Annotated in this window: 12 protein-coding genes and 1 riboswitch; of the genes, 2 read left to right on the top strand and 10 right to left on the bottom strand. The window is 50.9% G+C overall.

Features of this window, described 5'->3' with window-relative positions:
* The first annotated feature begins 53 nt into the window (after positions 1-53).
* Positions 54-1259 (top strand): glycoside hydrolase family 88 protein, encoded by a 1206-nt coding sequence (locus tag M2277_RS07010; RefSeq protein WP_280754458.1) that lies wholly within the window; start codon positions 54-56, stop codon positions 1257-1259.
* 84 nt (positions 1260-1343) lie between these two features.
* A riboswitch (cobalamin riboswitch) is annotated at positions 1344-1547 on the top strand.
* Positions 1548-1693: 146 nt separating this feature from the next.
* Entirely contained in the window at positions 1694-3994 is a 2301-nt protein-coding gene (metE, locus tag M2277_RS07005) for a 5-methyltetrahydropteroyltriglutamate--homocysteine S-methyltransferase (protein WP_280754457.1), read from the top strand.
* 61 nt (positions 3995-4055) lie between these two features.
* Here the strand turns inward: metE and M2277_RS07000 are convergent, their stop codons facing one another.
* From M2277_RS07000 to M2277_RS06955, 10 genes are all read right to left on the bottom strand, one after another.
* Positions 4056-5201 carry a sensor histidine kinase gene (locus tag M2277_RS07000; protein ID WP_280754456.1) on the bottom strand — a complete coding sequence of 382 codons (1146 nt, stop codon included), beginning with the start codon at positions 5199-5201 and terminating at the stop codon, positions 4056-4058.
* On the bottom strand, positions 5198-5890 hold the full coding sequence (locus M2277_RS06995; RefSeq protein ID WP_280754455.1) for a response regulator transcription factor: 693 nt from the start codon (positions 5888-5890) through the stop codon (positions 5198-5200). Before M2277_RS06995 ends, M2277_RS07000 begins: the two co-directional genes overlap by 4 nt.
* 144 nt (positions 5891-6034) lie before the next feature.
* Positions 6035-6880, bottom strand: a complete 846-nt coding sequence (locus tag M2277_RS06990; protein ID WP_280754454.1) for a sugar phosphate isomerase/epimerase family protein — start codon at positions 6878-6880, stop codon at positions 6035-6037.
* 3 nt (positions 6881-6883) lie between these two features.
* Entirely contained in the window at positions 6884-7957 is a 1074-nt protein-coding gene (locus M2277_RS06985) for a Gfo/Idh/MocA family protein (protein WP_280754453.1), read from the bottom strand.
* Between the two features lie 69 nt (positions 7958-8026).
* On the bottom strand, positions 8027-9046 hold the full coding sequence (gene mglC / locus M2277_RS06980; protein WP_006210554.1) for a galactose/methyl galactoside ABC transporter permease MglC: 1020 nt from the start codon (positions 9044-9046) through the stop codon (positions 8027-8029).
* Entirely contained in the window at positions 9043-10581 is a 1539-nt protein-coding gene (locus tag M2277_RS06975) for a sugar ABC transporter ATP-binding protein (RefSeq protein WP_280754452.1), read from the bottom strand. Before M2277_RS06975 ends, mglC begins: the two co-directional genes overlap by 4 nt.
* Before the next feature lie 95 nt (positions 10582-10676).
* Complete coding sequence (locus M2277_RS06970) at positions 10677-11729, bottom strand: galactose ABC transporter substrate-binding protein (protein WP_063480609.1); 1053 nt, start codon at positions 11727-11729, stop codon at positions 10677-10679.
* A 162-nt stretch (positions 11730-11891) separates the two neighbouring features.
* The gene (locus tag M2277_RS06965) at positions 11892-12890 is read right to left on the bottom strand and encodes a substrate-binding domain-containing protein (RefSeq protein ID WP_006210555.1); all 999 of its coding nucleotides are present in this window, start codon (positions 12888-12890) and stop codon (positions 11892-11894) included.
* On the bottom strand, positions 12883-14673 hold the full coding sequence (locus tag M2277_RS06960) for a cache domain-containing sensor histidine kinase (RefSeq protein WP_280754587.1): 1791 nt from the start codon (positions 14671-14673) through the stop codon (positions 12883-12885). The genes M2277_RS06965 and M2277_RS06960 overlap by 8 nt, the downstream gene beginning before the upstream one ends.
* A gap of 49 nt (positions 14674-14722) precedes the next feature.
* Positions 14723-16357, bottom strand: a complete 1635-nt coding sequence (locus tag M2277_RS06955) for a response regulator (RefSeq protein ID WP_280754451.1) — start codon at positions 16355-16357, stop codon at positions 14723-14725.
* Positions 16358-16503 lie beyond the last annotated feature (146 nt).

The following is a 16503-nucleotide window of genomic DNA, read 5'->3' as shown; positions in this document are numbered from 1 at the left end:
CAGCAGAAACGAAAAATCAGCCGATCTATACCATAAGTTCTGGGAGGGTTACGATGAACGGACAACAGCAGGAAGCGATCGCATCCTATGCGTTATTATGGGAACGACTCGAGGCCAAACTATCACGCATGGCGGAGCAGCTGGCAGACAAGGTTCCCCATGCAACCAAGAACGGGATCTATGATTCCACCCGGATCGATTGGTGGACCTCCGGTTTTTGGCCGGGGATGCTGTGGATTATGTATGATATGACCAAACAGCCGCAGTATAAGGAATGGGCTTGGGAATGGGACATGAGACTTGAGCAGGCCATTATTGCAGAGAGCAACTTTCATCATGATGTAGGCTTTCAGTTTCTGCCGACGGCCGTAATCAAATATAAGCTGACCGGGGATCAGGATGCCAGGCGCAGAGGGGTGCTGGCCGCTACCCTGCTGGCTGGAAGATACAATCCTGCGGGACGGTTTATACGTGCCTGGAATCAGGTGAAACCTACCTCCTGGAATCACGGGAATGAAGGCTGGTCCATCATTGACTCCACCATGAACCTCTCCCTCCTGTTCTGGGCCTCCGAGGAGACAGGTGATCCGAGATATGCGCATATTGCCAGAGAGCAGGCCAATACGGTAGTGGAGCATTTTATAAGACCGGACGGCTCCGTTCGGCACATTTGTCGGTTTGATCCGTTCACCGGGGAATTCATGGAAGCGCTCGGAGGACAAGGACTGGGACCCGAATCCGCCTGGAGCCGGGGTGCTGCCTGGGCCTTGCATGGCATGGCCAACACGTACCGGTATACCGGTGATATCCGATATCTGGACGCCGCGAAACGCGTGGCGCATTTCTTTGTCGCGTCCCTTGAGGAGGATTCCATACCGCTCTGGGATTTTCGTGCGGAACCCGAGAAGCTGGAAACACCCGCAACAGCAGCAACCCATCAATCAGCTGAATCTCTCTTCATTGCGGCAGAACCCCGAGATTCGTCAGCAGCATCCTGCGCTGCTTCGGGTTTGTTTGAACTCGCAGATCAGGTACCGCAAACCGAAAGCGCGGTGTACCGCAGAAGTGCCTTGCGCATCATCGACTCCTTGACGACTCGTTACGCTGAATGGGATGATCCGAATTATGAAGGCATACTGAAAGAGGCAACAGGCCATCGGCCTGGTGACCAAAATATCAACGTCTCCCTGATCTATGGCGATTACTATTATGTTGAGGCCGCTGCCAAGTTAATGGGATGGAAAAACCGGATCTTCTGATCCGGTTTTTTTGCGTAAGACAACCTCCATTTAAATAGGTTGCATAATTATGGAATTTATTGTACCTTGATACTCAGCAATCAAATTTAATTAATGGGAATAGGTGCTGATGTTGAAGCCTCTTCAATTTCAGCTTAAAAGGGAAGTTTGGTGCAACACCAACGCGGTCCCGCCACTGTAACAGAGGAGTTTGCCATCGGATGATGCCACTGATCAGCTTTTGATCGGGAAGGCCATGGCAGACCTTGATTCTGGAGCCAGGAGACCTGCCTATTCTGACAACACTGCTTACCTACGGGAGATAGGGAGGTGTTAAAGATCGCAGCATCCGTATGTACACAACGGAGGCGTCTTTACCCTTGATATTTTGATCGGGGTAAAGGCGTCTTTTTTTATTCAGTCATTTAAATATGTTGGTGGAGGCGAAGATATTGATGGCAAATGTTCAAAGCAGCAATCTCGGCTATCCGAGAATCGGAGCAAATCGCGAATGGAAAAAAGCATTGGAATCCTTCTGGAGCGGCAAGCTTGAGGAACACGAACTTCTATCCAAGTTGGACGACATTCGGTTGGACCGTTTACGCATTCAACAGGAGAAAGGCATCGACCTTATTCCGGTTCATGATTTTACAATGTACGACCATATGCTCGACATGTCGGTGATGTTTGGCTTGGTGCCACAGCGTTTCAAGTACGATGGTGGTCCTGTACCGCTGAGTGTCTATTTTGCCATGGCTCGCGGCAGTCATGGTGCTGCCGCGTGCGAGATGACCAAATGGTTTAACACGAACTATCACTACATTGTACCGGAACTTCAGGATGCCAAACCACATCTTACGGTCAACAAGCCGCTAAAAGCTTACCGTGAAGCCAAATCCTCGCTAGGTATCGAAGGTAAACCTGTTCTTGTCGGTCCCTATACCTTCCTTAAGCTGTCTAAAGGCTACACCCCGGATCAATTCGAGTCCTTGCTGGACCAGTTCACGGATCTGTATGCGGTAATCCTGAAGGAGCTGGAGCAGGAAGGTGTTCAGTGGGTGCAGTTCGACGAACCGATTCTGGTTACTTCATTAACCAAAGATGAATTGGCGCTTGTATCATCCGTATACAAAAAACTTCATGCAGCGGCTCCGGCGATCCGGATCATGCTCCAAACCTACTTCGATTCGGTCAGCCATTATGTAGAGATCATCTCCTTGCCAGTGCAAGGCATCGGGCTTGATTTCGTACACGGCCTGGATGGTAATACCGAACAGCTGCTCAAGCACGGATTTCCTGAGGATAAGGTACTGGGGGTTGGTCTTATCGACGGGCGTAACATCTGGCGTTCAGATCTCGATGCCAAGCTGGAATTGCTGGACACCCTCTCCCAAAAGGTGAAGCCTTCTCAATATGTGATACAGCCGAGCTGCAGCCTGCTCCATGTTCCCGTATCCACAGCTTATGAGGATAAGCTGGACCCCGTACTTCGCCAGGCGTTATCTTTTGCCAATGAGAAGCTGGACGAATTGACGCTGCTCACTAGCGCGCTCAATAATAATGGGATTGAATCCGTTTCCGAGCAGCTGAAAGAGCATAACCAGGCCGTAGCCGCCATGAATCAATCATCGCTGCGGAATAACGAACAGGTACAGAAAGAAACGTCCAAGGTTGTCGGATTGAATCCGACTCGAGCGCTGTCGTTTGAAGAGCGGCGCAAAGCCCAGCAGAAGAAATGGAATCTCCCGCTCCTCCCTACCACAACCATCGGAAGTTTCCCTCAGTCGACCGAAGTTCGGCAGGCCCGGAAGAACTGGAGAAGTGGCGAATGGTCTGCCGAGCAGTATGAAACCTTCCTCGCCGAGCAAACTCGCGCCTGGATTGAGATTCAAGAAGACATCGGCCTGGATGTTCTCGTTCACGGGGAGTTTGAACGGACTGATATGGTGGAATTTTTCGGAGAAAAATTGGATGGGTTTTCCTTTACAGCTAACGGCTGGGTTCAGTCCTACGGATCGCGCTGCGTCAAACCTCCCGTCATCTATGGAGACGTTGAGTTCGTGAACCCGATGACCGTGAAGGAAACCGTATATGCACAGAGCCTGACCTCGAAACCCGTCAAGGGGATGTTAACCGGACCGATCACGATCCTGAACTGGTCCTTCGTTCGCGACGACATATCAAGAGAATTGGTCGCTTATCAGATCGCCCTGGCTCTCCGACTTGAGGTTAACGCACTGGAGCAAGCAGGCATCGAGATGATCCAGGTTGACGAGCCGGCTCTTCGTGAAGGATTGCCGCTTAAGCGTGAAGATTGGCAGGCATATCTGGATTGGTCGGTGAAGGCATTCCGTCTGTCCACCTCATCCGTGAAGGATACAACCCAAATTCATACCCATATGTGCTATTGCGAATTCCATGACATTATCGATTCCATTCGCGCCCTGGATGCCGACGTGATATCCATCGAGACTTCACGAAGTCACGGCGAGCTGATCGGGAGCTTCGAGGAGCATACGTATGATCATGGCATCGGCCTTGGCGTTTACGATATTCACAGCCCGCGCGTTCCGGAAGTCGATGAGATGACCCAGATGATTAAGCGTGCGTTGTCCGTACTGGATCCCGAACTGTTCTGGATCAACCCCGACTGCGGATTGAAAACGCGCGGGCGCGATGAAACCGTAGCTGCCCTGCGCAACATGGTTGCAGCAGCTTCCCAATATCGAGAGGTATTGTCCGTTAATCAATCTTAAAGGGTTGAAGTAAGAAAACAGGCAAGCGCTCTTGCTTAAAGCAGAGCGCTTGCTGTTTTTTTTATATAGATGACTCCTGCCTCTGTACTTCCTGTTGTTGTCTTCTGGAATCGACGGGAATTTCCTTGGGTATCCGAATATAGAAGCAGCTTCCACCTGCTTGCTCTTTCCCGCTTTCAGCCCATACATCTCCGCCGTGAGCTGCAACAAGCTGCTTGACGATGGCAAGTCCCATTCCGCTTCCACCGTTTAACCGGTTCCTTGATTTATCTCCCCGATACAGCCTTTCGAATATATACGGCAGATCGGAAGCTGGAATGCCTTGGCCTGAATCCTCAATACGAATCTGAACCGTATTCCCTTCGTCCACGAGATCAGCCTGGACCCTCCCGCTTGCCGGTGTGTGGTGCAGTGCGTTACTGAGCACGTTGATTAAGGTTTGGAGCATCCGGTCCGTATCTACTTTAGCGATTATCGGCGAATCGCCGGGTTGATGCACGTATCGCAGATCCACTTGTTTTTCATTGTACGCGGCCCTTACCACGGTCACAGCTCTCTCTATAATCTTGGCCAGATCCTGTTCCGATCGGGATAACTGAAACTCGGGTGATTCCATATCATGCAGATCTTCAAGCTCAGTAACCAGATCAATCAATCGGTCAATCTCTTCCAGGCAGGTTCGAAAGCGATCGGCTGTCGGCTCCCATATGCCGTCCTCCAGCGCACGGGTATGACTCTTCAAGGTAGTTAACGGCGTTCGCAGCTCATGGGCAATATCCTGCGTCATGTTTCTCCGAAGCTGCTCCTGCTTTTGCAGCTGTACAGCCAGCTCATTCAGCGAAGAACCGAGTCCCGCGATTTCATCGTCTCCTCGGGTATCCACCCTGATATCCAATTTCCCTTGCGTCATCATCTCAGCTGCTTGCTTCATCTGGATTAGGGGAGCCGATATCCTTCTAGCCACATAAATACCTATGATGGAGGCCACGGCTATCGACAGCAAGCATGTCAAAATAATGGATTGCATCTGCGCCTGCTCCAGATGTTCGTTCAGCTCGTCCATTCCGTGATGCCCATTCGACTGCTGCTGGTACATGGCTATATGATAATGGTTGGTCACAATATTGGTGACGGTAAACACGATCAGAATCCCTGCGGTGATGCTGATGATAATGGCGGCAAGCCTTAGATCCAGGCGCTGCTTCAAGACACCTCACCTCCAAAGCGGTAGCCGAATCCGTAGACGGTGATGATATATTGGGGCTGTCTTGAATCGGGCTCAATCTTCTGCCGCAAATTCTTGATATGCTGATCAATAATGCGGATATCCCCAATAAAATCGCAGCCTAATACCCGATCGACCAGCTCTTCGCGCGAGAAATTCCGCTGTGGATACTTGGCCAGCAAGAGCAGCAGTTTATATTCGCTGGGCGTCAAATTTATGACCTGTCCATCACAGGTTACCTCGTGCTTCAACGAATTGATCACAAGCCGCCCCTGGTGATATACAATTACATCTGCAAGCAGCTTGCTGTCATCCCCCCGTCTTAAGACGGCTTTGATTCTTGCCATCACCTCGCGGGGGTCAAAAGGTTTTACAATATAGTCATCCGCACCGGCCGCAAACCCGCCAATCCTGCTGCTTTGGGCCACTTTTGCCGTCAACATCATAATCGGCACTGAGCTGAACGTTCGAATTTCCTGGCATACCCGCTCACCCTCCATATCCGGCAGCATCAGATCCAATATAACAAGATCCACAGCCTGCTCACGCATGTATCCCAATGCTTCGGAACCGTTTGCCGCTTCCAGTGTCAGATAATGTTCTTTAAGCAGATAAGAAGCAAGAACTTCTCTAATATTCGGCTCATCGTCCACGACTAATATGGTCTTCATGGTTGTTTCTCCTTATCGAGTGCTTTCTCAGTACACGTCCACTTTAACATAAAAATTCATGATAACTGAAACTTGTGAAGATCTAGTGAGGACACGCCAAAAAAGACCATGAATACCATGGGCCTGGCTACTGTAACAATCCCCTCATCCGTTTCTTTGAACTGCAGCCATTCGGGTCCTCAGGTAGTGAGCACTCTTCGGCACCTCATTCTCTGACAATCCATGAAGAATAAGCGGTCCCTTGAAATGATAATCTTGCAGCAGCCTCAAGTAAGCTCCGTAGTCCAGATCACCGGTTCCGGCAGCCACATATTTCAGCCCGTCAGCGGTCGAATAATCCTTCGCGTGCGCGATAATGACCTGTTCGCCGAGCAGCGACAATGCTTGTTCCAGAACATCGGCCAAAGGCTTCTCCTCCTCCGGCCTGAACAAATTCGCCGCATCCAGCACGACCTTTAATCGGGCTGAAGCGATGGTATCCAGCAGCTGCCTGCATCTGACGGCATCGCTAACCACATTGGCCCGCTCAGGTTCAATAGCGAGGTCAAGCTGGAATTCCTCCGCGATATTCACAACCTCCCGCATCGTCAGGAGCAGATCATTCCATGCTTCCGGCGTGTCGTTATCCGGATGCGTTCTCCACATATTGACCGGGTCCCTTGTGCCTGTGCACAAGGTGATGACCGATGTTCCCATGGCATGGCACATCACGGCCAAATGACGAAACCGGCGAACACCGTTCCGCAGTTTCTGCCGATCCGGGTGAATCATGTTAAAGGTACCGGAGACTGCAGCCATATGAAGATGCCGCTTCTCACACGCTTCCCTTATATGGACCGCCAACTCCATATCCACTGCATCCGGCAGAGACGGGAGACCAGCGCATGACAGATTGAACTGTATGATATCGAGTCCACTTGCCATGACTGCATCCAAATTCCCATCCAATGTCGGACGGTCATACGTCTTGGAGAAGATGCCAAGCCTCATGCCTCATACACCTCCCGTTACATCAGCCAGCCTCACCGTCTCCTTGCTCTCCACAGATCTTGCAATCGCCGCCATCGCCCGCATGGCGGCAACGCCATCCTCCAGATTGGCCCCCTTCATGGGTGCTTGGTCCAGAATCGTATCTGCAAAGCCCTCAACCTGAAGCTTGAAAAAATGCGCGTCTTCGCCAAGCGGTCTGTGATAACAGCCGTCACGTGCCGAGAACACCTCAACATCGCTTGACTTAAAGAGCCACGGATTGTAGGTTTTGCCGAGAATGCTTCCGTGTTCGCCGTATATTTGAAAGCCTTCATGCCAGTCCATCCGCACGGCAACCGTTAAATCCAGATGTCCGATAGCACCCGAGGCATACTGAACCGTGACAAACCAGTTATATGCATCGAATTTCTGCGTGTTCCAAGCCGTAACACTGGCCATCTCTCCTCCTAAAAAGCGCGCCGTATCAACCAGATGGCTGCCATGGGTGAGCATGAAGTATCGCAGTTTATCGAGCTTCGGATTGCCTTCCGGTCTCAATGCGTTCGGACTCAGCTGCACCATCGGCTGCACGTTCTCCGTGACCGTGTAACGGTAGGTGGAATCGCAATACCATGCTTTCACAGCCAGCAGTTCACCCATCTCTTGATCCATGAACTGCTTGGCGTAAGCGATTCCCGGATCAAATCGTTTCATGTTGCCGACTTGTACCACAGACCCGGAATGCTCGGCTCTACGCAGCAATTCCTCACACTCCTCTACGGTGACACCGAGAGGCTTCTCAACCAAAACATGCTTGCCTGCTTCGATGGCTTTAAGTGCAGCTTCAACATGAAACTGGTCTGCGATGCCAATGATGACCGCGTCTACATCCGGATCGGCCAGCATCTTGTCATAGTCGTTGAAGGTCTGCGCAGGCTGATGGATTTCGGCCATCCTCCTGAGCAAATCCTCAGCCACATCACATATGGCGTACAGCCTTGCGTTGCGCGCTCTTCTGCAAGCTTCAAAATGCCCGTACTGCGATATGGGACCGCAGCCCAGCACACCGATATTCAGTCGCTTCTGATCCGTAATCATGACAGCACCTCCTGTAGTTGATGATTATTAAAAAAGCCGCGGGATATACTCCAGCGGCTGCATTTTCCTTTATTTTTTTGCCATATACTTTCGAATGTCAAAGGCAACCGCTGCTACAATAATAAGTCCTTTGATAATCAATTGCCAATAAGGACTCACACCGATAAAGGTCAAGCCGTAATTGATGACACCGAAGATAAGCACGCCAGCCATCACGCCCGGAACCGTGCCGATACCCCCGGCAGTGGATACGCCGCCTACCACACACGCGGCAATGGCATCCAGCTCATACATATTGCCATAGTTGTTGGTCGCACCCCCGGTTCTGGCAGCCTCCAGCACGCCGGCAATTCCATACAGCGCCCCGGAGATGGCGTAGATCGCTATGAGATTTCGGGCTACGTTAATGCCGGATACATGCGCAGCCTGAACGTTGCCGCCAATGGCATACATATTTTTGCCGAGCCGGGTTTTATTGAATATAACCCAGCAGACAAAAGCCACAAACACGGCAATAATAACGATGTACGGAAGAGAGTATCCGCCACCGAAATCGATATATCCACTTCCCCACACGGTAAAATCGGGCCTTAAACCGCCAATCGGCTGGGATTGGTTCGGCTCCATATCAAAATAGATGGAATTGATGCCATAAATGCCGACCATCGTGCCGAGTGTCGCAATAAATGGCGGCACATGCAGCTTGGCTACGATGAAACCGTTAATTAAACCAACGATAAGCCCCGCCAAGATGCCGATAAGAATCGGCATGAAGACCCAAACTTGAGGGAGATCCGGAAAGAAACGGTTGGCATAGACATCCGTTTGGAGCATCGATGCCGATACAACGGCACTTAAACCTACGACCCGTCCAGCCGAGAGATCCACCCCGCCAGTAATCAGAATGAATGCCGCGCCAAGCGCGATAATTAACCTGGTAGAGGATTGCTGCAGAATATCCCTCAATGTGGAGAAGGCCAGAAAGTTAGGATCTGCTACGGCAATCCCGATCACGAGCAATATCAATACAACGAATATGGCGCGCTGCGCCAAATAATCTTTAACTTTAACGATGACTTGCGTATTCATCGATCTTCCCCTCCTGGATCAGCTGACCGCTGCTGTGCGGCAAGCCGCATGATTTCCTCTTCGCTAGCCTCATGCCCCTCAAGAATTCCCGTCATCCGCCCTTCACTCATCACCATGATCCGGTCGGACATCCCCAGCAGCTCGGGCATTTCAGAGGAAATCATGATGATGCTCTTCCCTTGCTTGGCCAGCTGCGTAATGATGGAATAAATCTCGAACTTCGCACCGACATCGATTCCACGGGTAGGCTCATCCAGAAGCAGAATCTCAGGCTCCGTGAGCAGCCATCTTGCCAACAGCACCTTCTGCTGATTGCCGCCGGACAGATTCCGAATCTGGGTATTCACCGACGGCGTTTTGGTTCTCAGCTTCTCCACATTCCTTCGGGCATCTTCCATTCCTTTACGTTCATTCAACAGAAATGCCCAATTCTGATACCTTCGAAGATTGGCAATGACCGTATTCTCGTAAACCGAGAGAACCGGGAAAATGCCGGTTGCTCTCCGCTCTTCCGTCAAGAGTGCCATATTGTTTCTCTTGGCATCGGAAGGTGACTTGATCTTCACCTGCTTGCCGTGAATCGATATCGTTCCGGAGGCGATCGGACGAAGCCCGAACATGGCTTCAATCAGCTCCGTCCGCTGCGCACCAACCAGGCCGCCAATGCCCAGAATCTCGCCTTTTCGGAGCTCAAAGGACACATTCTGGAACGATTTCGGATTCGGGGAACTCAAATTGTGAATCTTCATCCGGGTATCTCCGGGAACATTCGTGCGTTCAGGATAACGCTCCGTCAAATCCCGCCCCACCATGCGGGTAATAATCAAATCGGTTGTCAGTTCACCTGCCTGCCAGGTACCGACATATTTGCCATCACGCATGATGGTCACATCATCGGATATCCGCAGGATTTCTTCCATCTTGTGCGATATATACACAATCGACACGCCCTGCGACCGAAGCCTGTTCATAATGCTGAACAGATGCTCCACCTCATTACCCGTCAGAGATGAGGTCGGTTCGTCCATCACAATCACCTTGGAGTGGTAGGACACGGCCTTGACGATTTCAAGCGACTGGATCTTGGATACAGAGAGCGCACCCGTCCTTGCCTTGGGATCAACATCGATATCAAGCTCACGGAACAGCCGGAGCGTATCGATAGCCATCTGTTTCTCATTCACAAATTTGAAAGGCCAGAAACCCATCATCGGAAATCGGCCCAGCCATATATTCTCCATCACATTGCGGTGCGGCACCGGATGGAGCTCCTGATGGATCATGGATACTCCATAATTTAACGCGTCCTTGGAGCTGTTAATGGTTACCTTGCTGCCATTCAAATAAATATCGCCGGCATCCGGCTTGTAAATGCCGAACAAACACTTCATCAGCGTTGATTTGCCTGCCCCGTTCTCACCCATGAGAGCATGCACGGTGCCAGGCTTTACCTTGAATGTCACATCATTCAACGCCTGAACTCCTGGGAAAGCCTTCGATATATTCCGCATCTCCAGTACGTACGATTCTGTCATCCCTGGATACCTCCTTCGCCTGCCGGGCCAAAAAAAGCCGAATATAAAGGGACAACGCTACGAATAGCCGCTGCCCCTTTCATATAACCCTGCCATTATTTCGCGTCGGCGATATTGTCCTTCGTTATTTTTTTGTAAGCGATCCAGACATATTTGCCATCGGTAATGTCAAAGCCGGTGTTATCCTTGTTCGGCGTTTCTCCCTTGGAGAGTGCCGCAGCAATCGCTACTGAAGCTTTTCCCTGGCTCTTTGCATCGTTAAGCACCGTACCGAGAAGTGTGCCGTCTTCAAGCGCCTGGATTGCAGGGGCCGTTGCATCTACGCCGACAACAGGCATGTATTTGTCGCCGCTGAAATATCCCGCTGCCTTCAATGCTTCAATGGCTCCCAGCGCCATATCGTCATTGTTCGCGAGAACCGCTTCAATCTTGTCGCCATGGGATGCGAGGAATGCCTGCATCTTTTCCTGGCCCTTTACGCGGTCCCACATCGCGGTATCTACCGCAAGCGCTTCCACTTCGATGCCTGCATCTTGAATCGCCTGCACGGAGAATTTGGTTCGCAGCTCCGCATCCTGATGGCCCGGTTCGCCCTGCAGCAGCACATACTGGAGTTTGCCATCCCCGTTCTTGTCTGCCTTCGGATTCGCCTTCCAATAATCCACGATGAGCTGACCGGAGATTGTGCCGGATTCCTCCGCCTTCGCCCCTACGTAATACACCTTATCCCATTTGTTCATATCCTCTGCGATCGGTTCCCGGTTCAAGAAAACAACCGGTGTATTAGCCGTCTTGGCCTTATCAATAATGACGCCGGCAGCTGTCCGATCCACCGGGTTGATGATCATGGAGCTGTATTTTTTTGAAATAAACAGGTCGATTTTCTCATTCTGGGTAGGCTGTGCATTTTGACTATCCACGATATCCAGCTTAGCCACGCCATCAGCCGCGTCGGACATTGCATTACGCACACCCGTCATGAACGTATCGTCAAATTTGTAAATCGCCACCCCCACTTGGGGCGTGCTTCCGCTCGCTGCTTCACTTCCCTTGCTTTCACCGCCGGTTGAACTGCTTCCGCCGTTATTGCATGCCGCCGTGGTCAGCATCATGCCCGCCATAAGGACAAACAACCATTTTTTCTTCACCTGGGTTGACCTCCCTGATTCATTCGATGATCAGCGATGTGTACGGCCATCCATTGCCGCATTTCACTGTCTATCGCCATTATGCCGTAACGGATGGCACATTCGAATTCAAAATCCTCATGTTTTCTATCAAAATCCTCATCACTTTTTACAGTTGTGGAATTACTTCACAAATGGAAACAACACCTTCTGATTATCCATCCAGAACATGTTATCCGCATCAATGACCTTGGTTTCAAGCACGATCGGCTTGTCATATCTGGAGCCGTCCAATACTCTCACCGCCTGTTCTACTCCCAAATAACCTGTGCTGAAGCCATTCTGTACCACCAGCTTGTGAATGACGCCATCCTGAAGAAGCTGCAGCTGCTCCAGATCGCTGCCAAATGTGACAATCTTGATCCTCCCCTGCTCTTTGCGCCGAGCAACTTCTTTGGCAGCACCTAGGGATGCCTGAATATCCAGTGCCAGAATCCCGTCGATGGCATCCCGGTCAAGCAGCTGCTTGGCTGCCTGCCAGCAAGCATCCTCACGCTTGCCGCATGCGGCGCCATCCGCAATTTGAATGCCGCTGATATTCGACAGTACTTGCTTGGCGCCTTCTTCGCGAGCAATTAAGTCCGGATCTTCCCTGTCCGATCGAAGGATGGCCACTATGCCTGCTCCTCCAAGCAGGTCTGCGAGCTGCTGCCCCGCCTGGCGTCCTGCCGCTTCGTTGTTGATTGCAATGGCGGCCATCACACCTGTATTCATGCGGGCATCATTTAATGCAATCACCGGGATCCCCGCTGCTGAAGCCTTCACGCCGAGGTCCTTCAGCACAGCTTCGGATGCCGGGTCAACCAATATGGCAGAAGTGCCTCTCTCCAATGCCTGTAGCGAGACTTGAAGCTGCTCCGCTTCATCGTCACTTGGCTCAAGGGCGATATAATCCAGCTCAAACCTGTATTCCTTGGCAGCCGCTTCGGCACCCAAACGGATGGCATCGCCCTGTTCTTCGGCGTGTACGGGTGCTACGAGCGCAATATGCCGCAGTTCGCTCTCCTCATCCAAGGGTGGCTCTGAAGAACATGAGGTTAAGAACATTAGTGATAAGAAAACCGCAATGAAACAGACGATCGGGACATGCGGTAACCGAATTGAAGTAATTCTCTTAATCATCCTCGCGCACCTCCTCGATATTATCGTGAATGACAGGAATCTGAATGCGAACGGTCGTGCCCGCTTCCAGCTCACTCTGAAACTCCAGACCATACCGATGCCCATAATACAACCGGATACGATCGTGAACATTTCGAACGGCTACACCGGAGCCGGCCGTATTGACAAATTTGGCGGGATTCTGCTCAGGCCATTCATCGTCCAAAATTCCTTCAACGACCTCGGGAGCCATCCCCACCCCGTTATCCGCAACCGTCAGTTCCAACACGTCTCCCCGTACGGCTGCCGTTACGGAAATATGTCCCTGATCCACCAAATACTCGATGCCATGCACGATAGCGTTCTCAATTAAAGGCTGAAGCACCAGCTTGAGGGTATAACAAGACTGTGACGCTTCATCGGCCTCGATTGTAAAATCAAACTTCTGTTTATATCTCATCTGTTGAATGGTCAAATAATGCCTTGCATGCTCCAGCTCTTCCTGTACGCTGATGGATGTTTTTCCTTTGCTCAGGCTCAAGCGAAACAGCTTCGACAAGGAGGTAATCATCGTAATGACCTCCTCCTTCTTGCTCATGCCCACCATGCGGACAACCGAATTCAAGGTGTTATATAAAAAATGCGGGTTGATCTGCGCCTGTAATGCTTCCAGTTCATACTTTCGCTTGGATTCCTGCTCCTTCACAATCTGTTGCATCAGCTGTCTGATCTTGTCCAGCATCAGATTGAATCGGCTGGACAGCTGCATGACTTCGAGCGGCCCCTGCATCGGAAGCTCTACATTGAAATCTCCCCGTTCCACCGCTTTCATGGTTCTGCCCATCCGGCGGATAGGGCGTGTAAGCATTGCGGAGAGAATCAGCGACACGACGATGGCAAGCACCAGAACGATTGCGACAACCTGAACCAGATAGCGGTTGACCTCTTCTCTGGTGGTCATGATCTCGTCCAGATAAGACACACCAACGATTTTCCAGCCAATGTTAACCACCGACTTCACGGTGTTCAGCCGCTTGATCCCGTCCGATTCGTCAATGTAGCTGTCGGAGGATGTGAGCGCCCTCTCCACGCTCTCATTCCGAAGCCCCATATAGATTAACTGCTGCTGGGGATGGTACACGATATTCCCGGCGCCTTCATCGATGATGTACGCATACCCCCGCTTCCCTAAACTGATACGGCTGCTAAGCTCATCAATTTTCTTGAAATTGATATCCACGAGCAGGATGACGTACATGGGCTCCCCATTATGAACGACCGTAATGCCTTTGCTCATTGTGACGACCCATTGAAACGTATTGTCGTACAGATTCTGCACATGGGGCAGCGAGAAGCTCAAATGATTCGACACCCTCATGGCCGAGTGAAACCAGCTCTGCTCCGTCACCCGGGCGCTTGGTTTGACCGGCACGGCCGGATGGTTCCGCAGCATTTCGCCCTGCTCATTGAATAATGCGATGGAGACGATATCATCCCGGCTTCGCATGATCGTATCCAGCTGTTGGGTCACCTCTTCATCGTCCCATTGCCCGTCCACGAGCATATTATCCTCGATAGCCCGGTACAGCTGCGCCATTCCATCCACATAATCCTCCAGATTATAGCTAACCTGATCGACAATCTGCTGGGCATTCAGAAATACGCTTTGCTCTGCCGAGCGCGAGAATTTGTTGAAGAGCAGCACGGCTACGACAACCACAATGAGCAGAATAAATGCGGAGAACGACCACATGATGATGGATTGTATGCTGTATGTGCGAAATCGCCTAACCCAGCGCTGCATGGCCGTCTTTGCCGAATATCGCTTGGAATACGTGATTTTCACCTGTGTCCTACCCCCTCGCTTGCGCACGGTATTCCTTGGGTGATATACCAACCTGCTTCTTGAAGCAGAAGCTGAAATAATTCGGATCGGCATAACCGACGCGCTCTGCAATCTCAAAAGCCTTCAGATCCGAAGAACGCAGAAGCTCCTTCGCCGTTTCCATGCGCAGCTGCATTAAATACTGAACATACGTCATTTTGATCTCTTTTTTGAACACGCCGCTAAAATAGCCTGTACTGATGTGCAGCTGCATGCACAGCTTCTGCAGAGAAAGCTCGGGATCCACGTAATGCTCCCGGGTATATTGAAGCGCCTTCTCCACGATGTCTTTATAGGAGTGCTGTCTGGAGCTGGAAATATGCTTGCGGATGGTCAAACTGATGTCAAGAAGCCACGCTTTGGCTTCCTCCAGTCCGGAAAATTTAAAAATTTCAGCGTGCAGCTGAAACCCTGCCCCGAACAACTCCTCCATTTCAATTCCCGATTCCTTGGCTGTTCGCAATATGGAAGTGACTACTTCCAGCAGGTAGACCTGAACCTCATGAATGGTGCAGGAGGCACCAATCAGCTCATCAAATATGTGCGAAATCGCTTCACTCAACTCTTCCGCAGTACCCAGCTTCAGATTACGAATCAGAGCTTGCTCCTTCAGCTCATCCAGACGAACTCCCTCCTGCCTCGGGCTCTCCACATCATCAATGAAGATGACTTTCTCGGCACCGAGAATCAGTCTGTAATCCAGTGCCAGCAGAGCATCTTGATAGGAATGCTTGAGATCGGACAGATGCCGAACCTTGGAGCCAACGCCTATCGTAACCGACAGCTTCAAGTAGTGAAGGACGCTTTTTAATAGACGGTCCAGAGTGACCTGCAGATCGTTAAACCATGCCTCATCCTCACGCCCGTCATTCGCAGTCAATAACACAATGCTATCCTGATAGATGAATGCGCTTCCATAAGAAAGAGGATCCATGAGTTCTTTGGCTATGTTCAACATGGCGTGCAGCATTAAATCCAGATCGCCTGAATGGCGCAGCGAGCTTGAAGAAGTCTTCTCCTTATCCTCAGCCGCCGGATACAAGGCCAATACCGACGCCAAATAGCAGGCTCCATTCGATGGGAGCCCATAGTTTCGAGTCTTCTCCTCGATAATCGTACGGGGTAATTTACGGGTGAGCAGCGATGCTAGGAACGATTCCCGAAGCAAGGGCAGACTTGTGCGGTAATGCTCCTTCAGCTGTCTTACATCCTCGCGTTCGGCAACCTCCCTATCGATTTTGTCTTTGATCTTATGCAATAGCTCCATGAAGCTGTCCGCAGAGAATGGTTTAAGCAAATATTCATCCACACGGAGCGTAATCGCTTGGCGGGCATAATCAAATTCATCGTAGCCTGTCAGTATGACAATTTTGCATAGCGGCTGATGCTCCCGAAGCCATGCGGCTAACTGAAGTCCGTCCTGAAATGGCATACTGATATCAGTAATGACAACATCCGGCTCGAGTCGCTCTGCAAGTTCCACAGCCTCTCTTCCGTTCTCCGCCGTACCCTCGATGGTGAATCCGCATGCTCCCCAGTGTATTTCCTGTACGAGCCCTTCCCGCACATCGGCTTCATCATCCACTAACAGCACTTTATACAATGCGACCCCTCCTGTTTTCGTCCGTTAATAGCTTAATGGATCTAAAAAGATCTTACATCGCCGTCCTGCAATTTGGAATGTCTGACTTTTACGTTTTTTTCAAGCCGTTACAAAGTTACAAAAAAAGAACGAATGTGCCTCTGATC

The organism is Paenibacillus sp. LBL (genome assembly GCF_029893715.1).
Lineage (GTDB): Bacteria > Bacillota > Bacilli > Paenibacillales > Paenibacillaceae > Paenibacillus_AQ > Paenibacillus_AQ glucanolyticus.
The sequence above is the reverse complement of the archived record's forward strand: the minus strand, read 5'-3'. Positions and strand labels throughout refer to the sequence as shown.